Below are 16,600 nucleotides of genomic sequence, written 5' to 3'. Positions count from 1 at the left end.
CCGCCCGCCCTTTACCCGCTCTGAGTCTCGTTCGCCTGGCTTGCATGCGATTGCCGCTCGCGCCATGTTTAGAGAAGGTTGACCTCCTTGACCGCCGCTGAACGCACGATGCGCCTCCTCATCATCGAAGACGACCGCGAATCCGCCGACTATCTCGTGAAGGCGTTTCGCGAGGTCGGACACATTGCCGACCACGCCGGTGACGGCGAGGAAGGCCTCGCCATGGCCGAGAACGGTGATTACGACGTGCTGGTGGTCGATCGCATGTTGCCCAAGCGCGACGGGCTGTCGCTGATCGGCGCGCTCCGCGACAAGGGCGATTCGACGCCGGTGCTGATTCTCTCCGCGCTCGGGCAGGTCGACGATCGTATCAAGGGCCTGCGCGCCGGCGGCGACGACTATCTGCCAAAGCCCTATTCCTTCGCCGAGCTGCTCGCCCGCGTCGAGGTGCTGTCGCGCCGCCGCGGGGGACCTGCCGAGGATACGCTCTATCGTGTCGGCGACCTCGAACTCGACCGGCTCTCCCACCGCGTTGCCCGCGGCAAGGACGAGCTGACGCTGCAGCCGCGCGAATTCCGTCTGCTCGAATATCTGATGAAGCATGCCGGCCAGGTGGTGACGCGCACCATGCTGCTCGAGAACGTCTGGGACTATCATTTCGATCCGCAGACCAACGTGATCGACGTGCACATTTCGCGGTTGCGGTCCAAGATCGACAAGGGTTTCGAGCGGCCGCTGCTGCACACGATCCGCGGCGCCGGGTACATGATCCGTGACGGCATAAGATAGCCGCTTGATATTCCTGATGTTTGTTTGATCCGCTGCGTTTTGATTGCCGGATTTTTACCACTTTGCTTTGGCGGCTGCTGAAGCCCGCCTAAGCGGGGCGTCCTGAACGTATCCGCGCATCGGGCAGCACGTGGAGCCGCACTCTCAAATCCTCTAGCAATGATTGTGTGCCTTGCGTGCTTGCTTGACCCTGAGTCTGACGGATCGCCCGCGAACGGAGGTCAGCCGATTCCAGCGAGATTGGCGGTTCGGCCTGGGGCAGTTAAACCTCGAAAGTCCCAAGTCGGAAGATCGTCGCGCTCAAGTAAGGCGACGGTGCTATGATCGTAAAGATCGCATCCGGAAAGGCCTTCCAGACGGCGAGATCGTTTCGTGTAATTTCGACGAGTCCGTAGGGCGAGCGATACTGGCCTGGTTCGCTTGGTTCACCGATATCGGAAAAGCGTAATCGTTGAATGCCATCGTTCGGCAGGGAGAGTGGCGGATGTCCCGTTTTTGCGGGACGCAAGGCTTCCTGTCGGAGGACCTCGGATTCGGCGGCATGAGAGTCTGGGAGTCCGGCGTCATCGCCATGCGCTGCACGAGGCTCGGGCACGGGAGCGAGCGCTCCCGCCGGGATATTGGCGGGGACCTCCCTCAGCGAAATCGGCTCGACCCCGGGGTGAGGCTCCGGCTCGGCGACGGGCGGTGCGGTTTGCGAGGAGGCCTGGCCCTCGCCAGATGCACTGTTGCGCTCTGAAGAGATGTTGGCCGCGCTGGTCGTTGCGGCCGGTACTGACTTCGCCCGCGACATTGCCAGCGCGCCCCAGTCGAAATGCTCGGGAAAATCAGTCTGCGCGTCCGTTACGAATGCGGTCCAGGGTGTGTTCGGGCTGTCGTTCATAGCTTTCGTCGGGGCATCACTCTACGCTAGCTCGATGAATTCAGATGTCGAACGTCAACTTGCAAGACTTTTATTGCCGTGCATCCGCCGATGCTTATCGGTCAAGAGGCCGGTTGTGGCCTTGCGCTGACATTCGGATGCGGCGCGATCGACCCATCGACCGTGATGGCGAACATGCCGTTCTCGGTTCGCTTTATCCAGCCCTTTTCCTTCAGGTACCATGGATGGAAATCCAGATGTTCGACGCGGCAGCCCGAGAGGCGCTCCAGCTCGACTTCACGAAAACGATCGCTCGGTCTTCCGATTGTCGGGATGATAGCGTTGCGCCAGATAGTGGAACATCCGTTCGATCGTTCCTGAATTGGCATTCGGGCTGATCTCGAGGGTCTCGTAAATAATCGATAAATTCGGTGCCCATGAATATGTCCAATAGACTAAAGGGCGGAGCAATGCGGATTCTTTTGCATCGCAAAAATGCGGCTGAGATACGAGCCCCAAATTGGACGCGCTAGAGAAGCTCCCCCGCAAAACCCGGTTTACTTCGCCCTGATCCGAGGACTATGTTTCTTCTCCCTTTTGGTGACGAGTTGGGGAATGTCTCATGTCTGCTTTCCAAGCCAAGCTGGAACGTTTTGAAGACCTGGCGGCCGAATGCGAACAGATCGCTAGCCGGCTGCAAGAGGGGGAGCGTGGGCTATATCTGAGGCTGGGGGAGCGCTATCGCGCCCTTGCAAGTGATATGCGGGCGCTGATCGAGACGTTCGGCGCTGCGGCCTGATTTGCGAGTGGTTAGGCGCACGCAAAGCTTCGCCAGTCGGCGTATACCCGCATTGAAGGTGGCCTCCAGGGAGCCCTGGAATTACGGACATCGGCTAAGACGTCCTTCCAGAAATTGACGCAAGGTATTTAGGTCTCGGGATCTCTCCCCAGGCTTGGATCCGGCTCAGCCATGCGCTCATCCGACCTGGTCTCGGTGCCTGCCAGACGCCGACCGCGGTTACGCGGACGTGCCGTGATCTTGACCTCGCCCATCGCCTATATCGAACTAAATCAACGGCTTGGCAGCGATTCGGATTTCCGAAAAGTTCTGCGGCGCCCCAATTGATTACGGGCGAAAAAACTCGCGCGAGGCGTGCGCGACTACTTTTCCGGGGGCGCTGTGGTGCTATTCAAAGAGGTGGTTTTAATTTATCGTTAACTATTTATGGCGGTCCCCTTGAAGCACACCGGCATATTGCCGTCGATCGGCTCGGACCAATCCCTTCACTTCGGCCCCGTTTCGCCTGCCGATGATGGACCCGTGGCCAGCGTCGAAATACCGGATGCGCATCTGTTGTTCTCCGGCAACTTTGAGCGCAATGGCGTCGCCCTGATCCTGTCGGATGATCTTCATCGCGTCGTCGTGCGCGGCTTGTGGGCCGACCAGACGATCCGGACATCAAGACGTCGATGACGAGTTGATCGCGATGGATGAAAACGACGCATTGCTGGTGGACCTTGCAGTCGGCAGTCGCTTCCGGGTGAAATCCCTTGGAAAGTACAGCAAGCGCCTGGACGGCAGGACCGGACGGGTGGTCGGCTTTGCCCACACCAAGAACGCGCTTCGGGTCATTCTCGATGGGCAGAAATCCCCGCAGACTCTCCACCGCAGCTACCTCGAGCCTCTGACCGAGACCGACTCTTGAGGCGCGCTCAGCGCTTCCCAGCCTGCAGCTGCTTCAGTTGGATTCGATCGGCGCGATCAGGTCGACGATGCGAAGCAAGCCCTGGCAGACGCGCCAGATGCAGCCTGTCCCGAGAAAGAGTTCGGTGGACGCATTCATGTCGCCAAACTGGAGGTGATATCCGTTGGCGACCACGGTGATGGATATTCGGATGCCGTTCGTGCCCACCAGCTGGGTACGCGCGGTATGGACCGCTTCGACGAGCCGCCGTCCGAACTCCCTGGCGTCCTCGATATCAAGTGTTGCCAGGCGCGGTGGCGTACGGGCCTGATTGAACGGAAATACCGCGTCGATGAGGATCGAGTGACCGTCCGACAGCAGCAGGAGCTGGCTGACCGACTTTCCGGCCGGAAACAGGAAACAGCGCTCGTCGAGATCGATCTTGATCTCGTACTTCGGCCGCAACTCGGCGATGATCCTGGGAGCGGGATTGATATTCATCGTGTTGCAATGCGAATTGATCGTACTATTGATCTTATTCTAGATCGCTGTTGTACAAGCGGCAAGCTGGATGGGATCGGAGGCCTGCGCGTCATCCTATCTCGGTAGGCCGGCGGAGGCGCTATCGCGAGCCGCGACCTGCGGTATAGTCAGTCAAAGGATAGGTACGGGCGCGGGCTGGGGAGACCCGACCGCTGTTGTTTTGGGGGCATTGGGCTAATGGCAATCAGGATTGCGGCGGTGAGCTCCGCCACCATGTCGGATGACGGCAAGGAATTCGTCGTTCACACGACCGGCAAATATACCGGCGCATTGGAGCTGCGGTTCGCCAGCGATTGCGTCGACAATTTGATCGCTGCGCTGACAAGCGCGCGGGGCGGCACGCAACCGGCTGCATCAAATGGCCCTCTGCCGACTGCTGCTCCGGCCGTCGTTCCCAATCCGGACGGGGCAGGGGTGGTCGCGCCGGGTGCGCGCGGCGCGAACAATCCCGACGAGGTGAAGTTCGAGATCCCCAGGAATTGCACGATTTCAGCCGACAACAGCGGTCGCGGCCTGGTGCTGTTCATCCTCAATCACCGGCTGGAACGACAGGCCGGCTACGCATTCTCCCCGGACGCGGCGAAGCAATTGGCCGGAGGGCTCACCAAGAGCGCCGATGCATTGCTGGCGCAGCAAGCGGCACCGAAGACCTGACCTTCACGCCACAGCGCCCGCATCTGCTTAAATCCACTTTCGCAAGAATTTACGATGATAAATAACGCCATCACGCTCAGCGTTCGCCCGAAATGGCCCGAGATCAGGGATCACTATGCGGTCTGGTCGCAAGACCGCGAGATCGGCAGGATCCGCCACGCGCTCGATGCGAGCGAGTCTGATCGTTCGTGGGAGTGGTTTATCGTGGTCCCGATGGGCCTGCCGGCCTGGGCGAGCGGCACTGCGCAGGACAGGGACACGGCGATCAGGGCTTTCAGCGCAGCCTGGGGAAGGCTGCTCAAGGAAACGCAACCGGAGCGGCTGAACCGTGCGTGGGAGCTGGGCCATGCGGCGCAATTGCGAGGCGCGGTATCGCAGTCTTCACCGTCCCTGGCAGCGAGCTGAGAGCCGCACCATCCGTCCACCGGTCCGGACCGTCGAAGGCATTGATCGGCCAGCGTAAAACGGTCGTTGCCGGTTTTTCCCGATTGCTTGGCCGATCGAGCGGGAAGTCAAGCCGCTTTAAACATTGCATTAATCGTAAATAATTGCTTAAAGTTCCCTGTTTGGCTCGTTTGGGGCAGTGGCTGTTTTGATTTGATCTTTGCCGTCGTTGATCTGCGTAGGCCGGCACGCATTTCGCGTGAATGACATTTTTTTCGATGCAGACAACGACCGCAGAGCGGCCTCCTCCCCAATCGGCTCCGGAATTTTTGTTTCAGGATTTTTGGAGGGTTGGTCATGGCAACGTTCAAGTATGATCCCGCGACTGGCACGTACATTCTTGTCGATGACACGCTATTTATCGCCGATCCGACGCTGGCGGCCGCGTCCGTCAGCACCAATCAATCGGATTATGCGCCTGGGTCGACGGCCTATTTCACCGCGAACGTTGGTGTCGGCGACACGGTTACGTTCCAAGTGCATGACGTGGCTGGCAACCCCGTATCCGGCACCGATGTGCCATGGACAGTCGTAGACGGCGGCGCCGGCGATCTTGACGGTCTTGCCAATGGTGCAGTCGTCACTGCGTGGAACGTGGGGCAGGATGCTTTGGGCGAGTCTTTTGTGCTGAGCGCGATTGATGAAACGTCAGGCATCATGACAACGACGGCCTTTACCGACAGCATCATCGGACCAGTGGATGTCACCGCACAGAACGCGACTGCGCAGATCAATGGCGCCATCTTTACGAATACGACGACGGCAGTTTCGACTGGCACCGGTGTTTTCGATTCCTTCCTTGTGATGCAGAACGCCCCGACTGAGTCGGGCTTCAACACTGACGGGTCGCCGTTGCCCCTGGACGACAAGTCGCAGGCACACACCAATGCGATATCGCTGGACGCCATTCCGACGGTCGTGGGCAGCGCGGCGAACGGCGGCACGCTTGGGGTGCTCTACAGGGAATTCCGGGTCGATATCAATCAGAGCGGCAGCAGCAATACTCCTCAGTTGATTTCTCTGGACCAGCTCAAAATCTATCAGGCTAGTTCGGGAACGCTCACCGATCTGACGGGGCTGACTCCGATTTTCGACCTTGATGGTACTGGCGACAAAACGGTGCTGCTGAATGCACAGTGGGATGCCGGTAGCGGCAAGGGCGATTATGTCATCCTGATTCCGGATAGCCTCTTCGACCATTCCGGAAACACGCCCAACGTCTACCTCTATTCGGAATTCGGCGGAGGAACGAGCGGTGCCGATGCTGCGACCTATGCTGCGAACAGCGGGTTTGAGGAATGGGGCGTTCTTGCACCCCCGCATCCCAGCATCAACATCGACAAGGTGACGGGAGATGGTCTTGCCAACGACGCGACCCCCGGAGCGCTCGTTGACGGCGATGGCGTAACGCTCGCAGTCGGTAGCCCTGTCACCTGGACGTATACGGTCACGAATACCGGCAATGTCGGGCTGTCAAACATCGTGGTGACAGACAACCAGGGTGTCACCGTGACACCCATCCTCAGCGGCGGCCACAATATCGGAGATACCAACCACGACAACATCCTGGATGTGACCGAAACGTGGATCTACACGGCCAAGGGAACCGCGATCGACACGTCCAATCTCCCGGGTGGCGAATACCAGAACATTGGTACCGTGACTGGTGACTACGTCACCAAGGGCAAGGACGCCACGACCACCCACGTCTCGGACACCGACCCATCGGGTTACTTCGGCGTAAGCCGTGAGGGGACCGCGATCATCTCGATCGACAAGGTGACTCTCGATGGGGATACCTCGGCGGCGACAGTGGTCGTCGATTTCGACAACGGCACGGATGGCGCCACGATTCTGGCTGGCGAAGACGTAACCTGGATCTACAAGATCACCAATCCAGGGGATGTGGATCTGTCCAACGTCAAGGTCACAGATGATCAGGGCGTAGTGCCCGTTTATCTGACCGGCGATGTCGGCAGCGATGGTGTGCTCTCGCCGGGTGAAACTTGGTATTATGCTGTAACAGGCAAGGCCGCTGATGGCTTGTATCAAAACGTCGGCAAGGTGAGTGGTGATCCGGCGGTTGGCAACACGATCTCCGATCAGGACCTGTCGGACTACACCGGGATCCAGCCGGGCATCAAGATCGACAAGGTGACGGTGGACGGCAGCAGCTCCGGTGACAATCTCACCATCCTGGCTGGCGAGAATATCTCATGGAAGTACACGGTGACCAACACCGGCGACGTGGCGCTGTCGAATGTGAATGTCACGGACAGCGTGAACGGTGTCACGCCAACCTATCTCAGCGGCGACGCCAACAACGACGGCAAGCTCGACGTCAATGAGACCTGGATTTTCACGGCAAGCGGCAAGTCGGTCGACGGTGCCTATAGCAACACCGGGACTGTAACGGCTGACGACGTGGTGGACACGGCCGGGCACCATGCGGTGATCACGGCCTCTGACGACTCTGGCTACACCGGGATCCAGCCGGGCATCAAGATCGACAAGGTGACGGTGGACGGCAGCAGCTCCGGTGACAATCTCACCATCCTGGCTGGCGAGAATATCTCATGGAATTACACGGTAACCAACACCGGCGACGTGGCGCTGTCGAATGTGAATGTCACGGACAGCGTGAACGGTGTCACGCCAACCTATCTCAGCGGCGACGCCAACAACGACGGCAAGCTCGACGTCAATGAGACCTGGATTTTCACGGCAAGCGGCAAGTCGGTCGACGGTGCCTATAGCAACACCGGGACTGTAACGGCTGACGACGTGGTGGACACGGCCGGGCACCATGCGGTGATCACGGCCTCTGACGACTCTGGCTACACCGGGATCGAGCCGGGCATCAAGATCGACAAGGTGACGGTGGACGGCAGCAGCTCCGGTGACAATCTCACCATCCTGGCTGGCGAGAATATCTCATGGAATTACACGGTAACCAACACCGGCGACGTGGCGCTGTCGAATGTGAATGTCACGGACAGCGTGAACGGTGTCACGCCAACCTATCTCAGCGGCGACGCCAACAACGACGGCAAGCTCGACGTCAATGAGACCTGGATTTTCACGGCGAGCGGCAAGTCGGTCGACGGTGCCTATAGCAACACCGGGACTGTAACGGCTGACGACGTGGTTGACACGGCCGGGCACCATGCGGTGATCACGGCCTCTGACGACTCTGGCTACACCGGGATCCAGCCGGGCATCAAGATCGACAAGGTGACGGTGGACGGCAGCAGCTCCAGTGACAATCTCACCATCCTGGCTGGCGAGAATATCTCATGGAAGTACACGGTGACCAACACCGGCGACGTGGCGCTGTCGAATGTGAATGTCACGGACAGCGTGAACGGTGTCACGCCAACCTATCTCAGCGGCGACGCCAACAACGACGGCAAGCTCAACGTCAATGAGACCTGGATTTTCACGGCGAGCGGCCAGGCGATTGACGGTGCCTACAGCAACACCGGGACTGTAACGGCAGACGACGTGGTGGACACGGCGGGGCACCATGCGGTGATCACGGCCTCTGACGACTCTGGCTATACCGGCGTCAAGCCCAGCATCAACGTCGAAAAGCTGGTGTCGGGAGATGGTGTCCACTGGTACACGGTCTACGACGCAAACGACAGTCAGGGCGACAATGGTGCCGCCACGCTTGCCGCCATCGCCGCGGCCACCGGCATTTCGGTCGCGAACCTTTCTTTCGGTACGCCGGCGATATCGCCGGGCTCTTCGCCCCTGTACAAGTTCGTGATTACCAACACCGGAGACGTCGGACTCACCAACATCAACCTGCACGATGTCAACGATGTCACGCATACTGCGGTTGACATCAACGGAGCACTCGGCGGCACCGATGTCACCATCGCGAGCTTGGCTGCGGGGAAGAGCACCGTGATCAATTTCACAGGAACCTGGGCCTCCGGGACGCAGACCGACACGGCAACGGTGACTGACACGTACAGCGACACCGCCGGTCACCCGGCCCCGCTGACGGATTCCGATGACGCGGCTTATATTGGTTTCCAACCTGGTGTTGCGGGTCTCACGCAGGGTTTCTGGGCGGCCAAGGAGAAAGCCTGGGATGGCGTTGGGGACGCAACCTGGGGACAACTGTTCGACAAGCCGGGCGGCCTCTGGGGCGACAGTACGACAGCCCCGTTCATGGGGGTTACGCAGAAAGGAAGCGCCTATTCTATCGGTTCCAAAACCCCGGCCGGTGATGACATCCTCTATGGTCTGCTGCCCAATCACGGTGGCGCTGGTGCGGGCACGGGTGGTGTGCTGTTGGGTGACGCGAATGGCAATGGGGTCATCGATAATAACGAAAACACTTTGCCGTTAAGCCACGCGAGTGCGCTTTCGTACGAGACAGCCTCGGCGACTGGAAACGCCTACAGTGTCATGTTGGCGCAGCTCGTAGCGGCGCAGCTCAACATCTACAACGGCGACATGGACCCCGGCGCTGGTCTGAATGGCGCTGCCGGTGGAGGGCACGACTTGGTCGGCGAGGCCGTTGCCTGGCTCGTAGCGAACGGTCCGTCTACACTTACATCATCTACGGCGTGGACTACGAAAACGTTCGACACCCATATCGCGGACGCAAGCAACCCTGGGCATGACATCATGGTCAGCGGTCAGGACATCAAGAATGTGCTTCAGGCCTTCAACCAGGAGCAGATCGTCACCTCAAAGGACGGTAGCTTTATTGGTTGGTCAAATGATGGCGGCGTGACTCTTGTCGGAGTGGCGTTCTCCAACACGCCGGATGCTGTCTGGACTCTGTCGCACCTGCACGGCCTGGTCTAAGGGATACCCTGGTTATCACCGACAAAAAGAAACCCCGCGACAGATCCTGTTGCGGGGCTCCTTCGTTCAGACGATCAAGCTCCATGTCGACGTACTGTCGTGCAGCAGGGTGGGCGCGATGCCCACAACGTCCACCATGGACTGCGGTGCCGCGCCGTTATGCGCATCGATCACGATGTTCGTCCCGCCCTTCGCATCCGAGACGAAACTCAACCAGCCGTCGGCGAGGGCGTTGGTCCCGGTGTACCCGATCTTTGCGAAGAGCTGGTGCAGGTCGATGGTGTTGTTGCCGGAGACCCAGTTTAAGAGGGTATCGGTCGAGGTCGATAAGGCGTTGAACACGAACGTATCGGCGCTGCCGTTCGACGCGCCATAGAGCGTATCAGCTCCTATTCCGGCGACGATGGTGTTGATGCCGCGTCCCGCCTGGATGGTGTCGCCAAAGTCATTGGCGATGATGGTGTCGTTGCCGTCGCCCGCCCAGACATTTTTGATCACGGTGGTGGCCGCGATCTGGAGGCTCTTGCCGGCAATGGTGTCGAGCGCACCGCCATGAAGATCGAGATACGAGCCGGTCGTGACCGCCGCCGTATTCAGCGTCGCATTGCCGCTGGAATCCGTGAGAACGAGATTGACCGGATTGGTCACCGTCGCGAACTCGTCGGTGTAGACATAGGTGGTCGGGGTTGTCGCGGCATTGCCAAGTGCCGTCAGAGTCCAGCCGTTTAGGGTGCCGGAATTCCCAGCGACACTGTCGGTAACAGTGAGCGTCCAGCTCCCTTTGGCGTCCTCGCCCCAGAAGTTGTTCGCGGTCGTTTCGAACACAATTCCCGTACCCGTGCCGTTTGTCGGGTGCGAGGCAAGCGTGGCTGTCGTTCCGTCAGGCGAGATCAGCGTTACCACAAGGTCGCTGGGGCTCGCGTGAGTGATGTTGAGGTCGACGACCATCTTCTCCACGTCGAGCGAGGAAGCGAACGTGATTTGGCTGGTTACGCTGCCGGTGCCGTCTGGAACCGCCGCATTGTCCGTATGCGACGCAGACTCGCTCGACATGTTCGCGAAGGTCGACTGGTATTGCCAGCTTTCGGCAAGCCTCACCGCTGCCGTCGCGTCCACCATGCCGAAGCCGTAGCTTTCACTGTAGTGGAGCCCTCCGCCGTTCCAGTTATGCGCACCGTTGGTATGCCAGCTGATATTGGTGGGATCAGTGTTCTTGGCCGAGTAGGCTAGAATATCCTGGACGTCCCGAAAGCCGAGAGTCGGATTGGCTTGCAGCATCAGAGCGACGACACCGGAAATGTAAGGAGCCGCATAGGATGTGCCGGAGATGTTGATGTAGTCGTTCGTCGAGTACCCATCGGTTCCGACGCGATCGTCGGTCTTGGCAGTGCCTGGCGCGGAGATGAGAATTGCAGCGCCTGGCGAACTATAACCCGTGATGTGGCCGTAAACGTCGGTTGCTGCAGCCGTAATCACGAACGGGTCGTTCTGGAAATTGTGATAGTTGACGTTGTCCGTTGGGCCTCCATTGCCGGCCGCAAACACAATGTCAATTCCGAGACCGTCGCGACCGCTGCTGACGTCGTTCTGAATTGCGAGCTTTGTTGCAGAGAACGCCGTCGAGAGGAAGTTGTCAGAGTAGGCCGCGGTATAGCCCCAGCTTGCATTGGCCACGTCCATGCCATTTGTGAGGACGTGATTGAAGGCATCCGTCGCCTGACCCGTTGTGCCAGATGCGCCATATCCGATGCGAAAACCCGCAATGCCGGCATTATACGCGACTCCGACGACTCCTGTTCCGTTGGCTGCGGCGCCGATGACGCCCATGACGGTCGTCCCGTGCTTGTCCGTCGTCGGACTGCCAAAGGCGTCGGTGCCGCCGGTTACGGTATCGTAGTCGAGATTGATCAAGTAATGAGGGCTGAGGTCACTGTGAGTGTAGTCAAAGCCATCGTCAATGACGCCGACATTGACCCCGAGTCCCGTGTAGTTTTGCCACGCCTTGGCGACATCGATGCCGGCGATGCTGTTGGTGAGCCCCCATTGCTGGCTGAAATAGGTATCAGTGGGTAGGGTTGAGTTGCCGGTAGGAGGATTCAAGGTTTGCCAGTCTATCGAGACGTCATGAAGGACGAGCGTGATGCTTCCTTGCCCGATGGTGCTGCCAGATGTGCTCGTACCCGTACCAGATGTGCTGGTGCCTGAGCCTGACGTGCTCGTCCCGGAGCCGCTGGTTGACGTGCTTCCCCCGCTTGTGCCTCCACCGCCCTTCTTTGCAGCGAAGCCTTCGGGACCACCGGCGTCCGCAATCGAAAACTCCGTCTGATTGCCAAGCCATCCGGTCTCTACGACCGTCTCGCCAGACCAGCTGCCGTTCGCTGAAGCGTTGTTGCTCAGTCCAACGAATTCCCATTCCACGGCATCTGCATTCGCGTCGGAGAAATTCCCGTACTGATCATTCACGCCCCGCTTCGCCATTGAATCTCCTTGCATGTGCGACGAAAGAAATGCGCGTCATGTCGCGCGTGGTGCGCGGAGATCGGACGACCTGGCGGTTTAAAGGCGGGTAAATTCAGTTGTTAAACTGGGATCAGCGGTTCCAAAGCGCTGACGAATGGAGTCCAACTTTCCGTGCCGATTTAACGGAGAATAAATTTCGTTTATTCCGGTTTATGTCGATTGCTGCGAGGCTGGTAGAACTGTCCGGCGCGGCAAGGGCACCTCTTCGTCCGCATTTTCCTCGTGACCGGAGCGGCTTGTGCCGCTCCCCAACCGGCTTCACTGCTCTCTTCTTTGAGGGATAAGGCCAAAGCCTGGGCATATTGCGGCGCGGAAGCGAGAACCCGTATCCGCGAATTGGAACGCGTCGGGCCAAGGCACGCGATCCGCTTCAACCGAATTAAATGCTGTAAACGCGCCGGTGCCCGTAGCTCTACGGACGTCTTTACCTTTTAACGAGGATTGCTTCCCCGATGCCGATGGACTGTGCTAGATATTGTCCTCGATTTAACAAGAATTGTAACGTCTGCCGGTTGGTCGTTAAATTTAGCCGGGTGCTGTTGCCCGGCGGTGATTTTTGATTAGAGGGGCGGGGTATTCCTGCCGGATTGTGTGAGCGCGCCTTTTAGAAGGCCGGACGAACTCCGGCGCTTGCTGCAGACCTGTCAAGGCTACTTCCTGACGGCTGGCATCTTCAGTCTCGCCATTAATCTGCTTTATCTCGCCGGCCCCCTCTACATGCTGCAGGTGTATGACCGCGTGATCTCGAGCGCCAGCGAGATCACGTTGTTGATGCTCACCATTGCGTTGCTGCTCGCTTTCCTGGCGCTTGCCGGGCTGGACGCGGTTCGGGCGCGGGTGTTGACCCGCGCCAGCATCCGTCTCGACCAGAAGATTGCGTCGCGTGTCATGACCGCGATCATCGATCGCTCGGCTGTCACAGGCGGCGCCCGCAGCCAGGCCCTGCGCGACTTCGATACGTTTCGTCAGTTCATCACCGGCACCGGCATCCACGCGATCTTCGATCTGCCATGGGCGCCGATCTACATCGCCGTCATCTTCGTGCTGCATCCCTTCCTTGGCGCATTCGCACTCGCCTGCTCGATCATCCTGGTGTTGATGGCCCTGCTCAGCGAGTGGCTGGTCAAGCTGCCGCTGACGGAATCGAACGAGGCCGCCACCCGCAGCTACAGCTTCACCGAGATGAGCCTGCGCAACACCGAAGTGGTTCGTGCCATGGGCATGACCGGCGGCCTGCTGCGGCGCTGGAGCCGCGACCGCGACCGGATGCTGGAGCGGCAGGTGGCCGCGAGCGATCGCGCGGCCGCGATCCAGAGCTTGATCCGCTTCCTGCGGCTTGCCATGCAGTCACTAATCCTGGGGCTGGGCGCTTATCTGGTCATCGAGCGCGTCACGACGGTGGGCTCGATGTTTGCCGCGAGCATCCTGCTCGGGCGCGCCTTGCAGCCGGTCGAGCAGATCGTCGGCTCCTGGCGCGGTCTGGTGTCGGCCCGGGCTGCGTTCCTGCGCATTCGTGAGTTGCTCCAGGCTCATCCCGTTCTCGACGCTGGGTTGACGCTGCCCAAGCCCAAGGGGCGCGTGTCGGTCGAAGCGCTCACTTTTGTTCCGGCGGCTAGTGCCAAGCCTATTCTGCGGGGCATCACATTCGCGATCGAGGCGGGCGAAGTGCTCGGCGTCATCGGTCCCTCGGGCGCCGGCAAGTCGACGCTCTCGCGCCACCTCGTCGGCGTGCTGACGCCGTCGGCGGGGGCCGTGCGGCTGGACGGTGCTGATGTCTCGACCTGGGTCAAGCGCGCGATCGGCGACCATGTCGGCTATCTGCCTCAGGACATCGAGTTGTTCTCCGATACGGTCGCGGCAAACATCGGACGCTTTGACGAGGCAAGCGACAAGGAGGTCATCCTCGCCGCCCAGCTTGCGGGCGTGCACGAGATGATCCTGAAGCTGCCGAACGGCTACGATACCCAGGTCGGCGAAGGCGGCGCGATCCTGTCCGGCGGCTTCCGCCAGCGCATTGGGCTGGCGCGAGCGGTTTATGGCAGCCCCAGCATCGTGGTCCTCGACGAACCCAGCTCGAATCTCGATGCCGAAGGCGACGTCGCGCTTGCGGACTGCATCGTGCAACTGAAGAAGCGCGGAGCCAGCGTCGTCATCGTCTCGCACCGCCCGGCGACCATCGGTGTCGTCGACAAGATCCTGGTCCTCCGGGAAGGCGTCGCCGAGATGTTCGGACCCCGCGCCGAAATCATGGCGCGCCTGACCCGCCCCGTACCTGTGCCCGTGCATGTGGTGCAAGCCTCCAGCAACTAGGCGCTTCCCATGGCGATCATCGACGCGACCCCTAAAAGTCTCACGGGCGTTGGAGCCAAGCCGGCGATCGGAGGCGGTCCACCCAGCGATTCCATCAGACGCATCGCGCTGGCCGGCTGGATCATCATTGCGATTTTCTTTGGCGGCATCGGTGCTTGGGCTGTGACCGCCCCGCTTAACGGCGCCGTTGTCGCCAACGCCGTCGTCAAGGTCGATGGCAACCGCAAGAGCGTGCAGCACCTCGACGGCGGCATCGTCAAGGAACTGCATGTCAAGGAAGGTGACCGCGTTCACGCCGGCGATCCGCTCATCGTGCTTGATGAGACTCAGGCGCGCGCGGAGTTCGACGTCCTCACGCAACAATGGGTCGTGCTTCGCGCCACGGAAGTCCGTCTCCTGACCGAGCTCGACCACGGATCCGAACTCGTCATGCCACCGGACCTGAAGGCTCATTCGGATGATCCCTATCTCAAGAGCGTATGGAACGGGCAGGTGAGCCAGTTCGACAGCCGGCTGGCCGCGCTCAAAGGTCAACGCAGTGTCATCCGCGAAAAGATCAATCAGCTGGGCTCGCAAATCGTGGGTGCCGAAGCACAGGTCAAGGCGTTCACGGACCAGATCGACTCGGTTCACAGCGAGGCAAAGGATATTGCGCCCCTGGTCGAGAGGGGATTGATCGCGCGTCCCCGCATCCTGCAACTGGAGCGCACCGCCTATGGGCTGGAGGGGCAGATCGCGGACACGAATGCGAACATCGCCAAGGCGCGCCAGGCGATCGCCGAACAAGAGCAGCAGATTGCGCAGCTCGACAACGATCGGATGACCGACGTGACCAAGGACCTTCGCGATACGCAGGCGAAGATCCTGGAGGTGATTCCGAAGGCAATGAACGCCAAAGCCGTTCTGGGGCGCATGGAGATTCGTGCACCCTATAGTGGCCAGGTGGTCGGCCTCAACGTCTTTTCCGTTGGCGGAGTCATCCAGCGTGGCGACAAGATCCTGGACATCGTCCCGGAGCAGGACGGGCTGACCATCGAAGCGCAAGTGGCGGTCGAGGACATCAGCGACGTGCATCCCAACACGCGGTCGGAGATTCATCTGACTGCTTACAAGCAGCGGATCGTGCCGATCATTCACGGTGACGTGATTCAAGTGTCGGCGGATCGTCTGACCGATCCGAAGACCAACAACCCATACTACACGGCATTCGTGCGGATTGACGGGGACGAGCTTGCCGCCATGCCCAATATCAAGCTCTATCCGGGAATGCCCGCGACAGTCATGATCCCGACGGTCCAGCGTACGGCGTTCGAATATCTGGTCGGCCCGCTGATCATGTCGTTCAATCACGCCTTCCGCCAGAAATAAGCGCGGCGACGTTGAGCGGAGGAGCGTTAGGCAGCCATCGACCGACGCCGATGCCATGAGACGCGACTCGTTTCTGATGCGCGCAGCTGCTGTCGCTATTCTCTCCGGCCTGCTTGCGGGCTGTGGCGGAGCCCGCCAGGCACTTCAGAACGAGAGTGAAGACCCGTCCATCAGCCTGACCGACGCTCTTGCGGATTGCCGTAATGCCTTTCCCGACCAGATCATGCAGGCCGTGCGGCGCGCCGACTGCATCGTGAAAGCAACGGAGCTCTCGGTCAGGCCGAGCCTCCAGTTTCCGGAATTGATCGATCGTGAGAACGCATTGCGCAAAACGCTTGCCGTTCAGGTCGAGGCCGGCAAGGTCTCGCTTCTTGAGCGAAATGACCAGATTGCGAAGGCGCACATGGCTATCGTTGCCGAAGAAGCGGAAAGACTGAAAGCCTCCCGCTCGGAGGAGCAGGGGAATAGCCCGGCCGCCGTCGTTCAGTGGCGCGTCTCCAATTCGAATGCGTGTGCTGGGCTTGGGGGCAATTCTCCGAATTGCTTTTGAATTCCCCCGGCGCGGCGCTGCGACACAGCGCGAAACGCCCGAGCGAGA

Annotated in this window: 15 protein-coding genes; 10 read left to right on the top strand and 5 right to left on the bottom strand. The window is 60.0% G+C overall.

The annotated features are described in order from the left end of the window. The first annotated feature begins 108 nt into the window (after positions 1 to 108). Entirely contained in the window at positions 109 to 789 is a 681-nt protein-coding gene (locus XH89_RS25825) for a response regulator transcription factor (RefSeq protein WP_194463189.1), read from the top strand. A gap of 262 nt (positions 790 to 1,051) precedes the next feature. On the opposite strand, the gene XH89_RS41390 is transcribed toward XH89_RS25825, so the two are convergent. From XH89_RS41390 to XH89_RS41385, 3 genes are all read right to left on the bottom strand, one after another. Further along, the gene (locus XH89_RS41390) at positions 1,052 to 1,672 is read right to left on the bottom strand and encodes a hypothetical protein (RefSeq protein ID WP_246767622.1); all 621 of its coding nucleotides are present in this window, start codon (positions 1,670 to 1,672) and stop codon (positions 1,052 to 1,054) included. Between the two features lie 101 nt (positions 1,673 to 1,773). Next, positions 1,774 to 2,040, bottom strand: a complete 267-nt coding sequence (locus XH89_RS42140; RefSeq protein ID WP_371825246.1) for a hypothetical protein — start codon at positions 2,038 to 2,040, stop codon at positions 1,774 to 1,776. Next, positions 1,949 to 2,170 (bottom strand): DnaJ domain-containing protein, encoded by a 222-nt coding sequence (locus XH89_RS41385; protein WP_371825175.1) that lies wholly within the window; start codon positions 2,168 to 2,170, stop codon positions 1,949 to 1,951. Before XH89_RS41385 ends, XH89_RS42140 begins: the two co-directional genes overlap by 92 nt. A 103-nt stretch (positions 2,171 to 2,273) precedes the next feature. On the opposite strand from XH89_RS41385, the gene XH89_RS25810 reads away from it, so the two are divergent. The 3 genes from XH89_RS25810 to XH89_RS25800 all read left to right on the top strand — a co-directional run bounded on the left by XH89_RS25810 (position 2,274) and on the right by XH89_RS25800 (position 3,357). Next, positions 2,274 to 2,450, top strand: coding sequence for a hypothetical protein (locus XH89_RS25810; RefSeq protein WP_194463188.1), 177 nt, complete (start codon positions 2,274 to 2,276; stop codon positions 2,448 to 2,450). A gap of 438 nt (positions 2,451 to 2,888) precedes the next feature. Beyond that, positions 2,889 to 3,125 (top strand): hypothetical protein, encoded by a 237-nt coding sequence (locus tag XH89_RS25805; protein ID WP_194463187.1) that lies wholly within the window; start codon positions 2,889 to 2,891, stop codon positions 3,123 to 3,125. Between the two features lie 13 nt (positions 3,126 to 3,138). Next, entirely contained in the window at positions 3,139 to 3,357 is a 219-nt protein-coding gene (locus XH89_RS25800) for a hypothetical protein (protein WP_194463186.1), read from the top strand. 33 nt (positions 3,358 to 3,390) lie between these two features. Here XH89_RS25800 and XH89_RS25795 read toward each other — a convergent pair whose 3' ends face one another. Continuing rightward, positions 3,391 to 3,837 carry a hypothetical protein gene (locus XH89_RS25795; RefSeq protein WP_194463185.1) on the bottom strand — a complete coding sequence of 149 codons (447 nt, stop codon included), beginning with the start codon at positions 3,835 to 3,837 and terminating at the stop codon, positions 3,391 to 3,393. A gap of 240 nt (positions 3,838 to 4,077) precedes the next feature. Here XH89_RS25795 and XH89_RS25790 point away from each other — a divergent pair, with 240 nt between their 5' ends. From XH89_RS25790 to XH89_RS25780, 3 genes are all read left to right on the top strand, one after another. After that, entirely contained in the window at positions 4,078 to 4,533 is a 456-nt protein-coding gene (locus XH89_RS25790) for a hypothetical protein (protein WP_194463184.1), read from the top strand. A 54-nt stretch (positions 4,534 to 4,587) separates the two neighbouring features. Further along, a complete protein-coding gene (locus XH89_RS25785; RefSeq protein WP_194463183.1) occupies positions 4,588 to 4,938 on the top strand; it encodes a hypothetical protein in 351 nt (116 codons plus the stop codon). A gap of 336 nt (positions 4,939 to 5,274) precedes the next feature. Beyond that, a complete protein-coding gene (locus XH89_RS25780) occupies positions 5,275 to 9,804 on the top strand; it encodes a hypothetical protein (RefSeq protein ID WP_194463182.1) in 4,530 nt (1,509 codons plus the stop codon). A 66-nt stretch (positions 9,805 to 9,870) separates the two neighbouring features. Here the strand turns inward: XH89_RS25780 and XH89_RS25775 are convergent, their stop codons facing one another. Continuing rightward, complete coding sequence (locus XH89_RS25775) at positions 9,871 to 12,282, bottom strand: S8 family serine peptidase (RefSeq protein WP_194463181.1); 2,412 nt, start codon at positions 12,280 to 12,282, stop codon at positions 9,871 to 9,873. A gap of 672 nt (positions 12,283 to 12,954) precedes the next feature. Between XH89_RS25775 and XH89_RS25770 the strand changes: the two genes are divergently transcribed. The 3 genes from XH89_RS25770 to XH89_RS25760 all read left to right on the top strand — a co-directional run bounded on the left by XH89_RS25770 (position 12,955) and on the right by XH89_RS25760 (position 16,552). After that, the gene (locus XH89_RS25770; RefSeq protein WP_246767621.1) at positions 12,955 to 14,634 is read left to right on the top strand and encodes a type I secretion system permease/ATPase; all 1,680 of its coding nucleotides are present in this window, start codon (positions 12,955 to 12,957) and stop codon (positions 14,632 to 14,634) included. Positions 14,635 to 14,643: 9 nt separating this feature from the next. Continuing rightward, positions 14,644 to 16,002, top strand: a complete 1,359-nt coding sequence (locus tag XH89_RS25765) for an HlyD family type I secretion periplasmic adaptor subunit (RefSeq protein WP_194463179.1) — start codon at positions 14,644 to 14,646, stop codon at positions 16,000 to 16,002. Positions 16,003 to 16,078: 76 nt separating this feature from the next. After that, the gene (locus tag XH89_RS25760) at positions 16,079 to 16,552 is read left to right on the top strand and encodes a hypothetical protein (RefSeq protein WP_194463178.1); all 474 of its coding nucleotides are present in this window, start codon (positions 16,079 to 16,081) and stop codon (positions 16,550 to 16,552) included. Positions 16,553 to 16,600: the final 48 nt, after the last annotated feature.

The organism is Bradyrhizobium sp. CCBAU 53340, from assembly GCF_015291645.1.
Lineage (GTDB): Bacteria > Pseudomonadota > Alphaproteobacteria > Rhizobiales > Xanthobacteraceae > Bradyrhizobium.
Note: the sequence above shows the minus strand (reverse complement) of the source record. Positions and strands in the feature narration are given on the sequence as shown.

What these genes read in the sequence shown, in the direction of transcription:
- XH89_RS25825 (WP_194463189.1), top strand. Translation starts at nt 109, where the DNA reads ATGCGCCTCCTCATCATCGAAGACGACCGCGAATCCGCCGACTATCTC.
- XH89_RS25785 (WP_194463183.1), top strand. Translation starts at nt 4,588, where the DNA reads ATGATAAATAACGCCATCACGCTCAGCGTTCGCCCGAAATGGCCCGAG.
- XH89_RS25800 (WP_194463186.1), top strand. Translation starts at nt 3,139, where the DNA reads ATGGATGAAAACGACGCATTGCTGGTGGACCTTGCAGTCGGCAGTCGC.
- XH89_RS25780 (WP_194463182.1), top strand. Translation starts at nt 5,275, where the DNA reads ATGGCAACGTTCAAGTATGATCCCGCGACTGGCACGTACATTCTTGTC.
- XH89_RS25810 (WP_194463188.1), top strand. Translation starts at nt 2,274, where the DNA reads ATGTCTGCTTTCCAAGCCAAGCTGGAACGTTTTGAAGACCTGGCGGCC.
- XH89_RS25795 (WP_194463185.1), bottom strand. Translation starts at nt 3,837, where the DNA reads ATGAATATCAATCCCGCTCCCAGGATCATCGCCGAGTTGCGGCCGAAG.
- XH89_RS25760 (WP_194463178.1), top strand. Translation starts at nt 16,079, where the DNA reads ATGCGCGCAGCTGCTGTCGCTATTCTCTCCGGCCTGCTTGCGGGCTGT.
- XH89_RS25765 (WP_194463179.1), top strand. Translation starts at nt 14,644, where the DNA reads ATGGCGATCATCGACGCGACCCCTAAAAGTCTCACGGGCGTTGGAGCC.
- XH89_RS25775 (WP_194463181.1), bottom strand. Translation starts at nt 12,282, where the DNA reads ATGGCGAAGCGGGGCGTGAATGATCAGTACGGGAATTTCTCCGACGCG.
- XH89_RS41390 (WP_246767622.1), bottom strand. Translation starts at nt 1,672, where the DNA reads ATGAACGACAGCCCGAACACACCCTGGACCGCATTCGTAACGGACGCG.
- XH89_RS42140 (WP_371825246.1), bottom strand. Translation starts at nt 2,040, where the DNA reads ATGCCAATTCAGGAACGATCGAACGGATGTTCCACTATCTGGCGCAAC.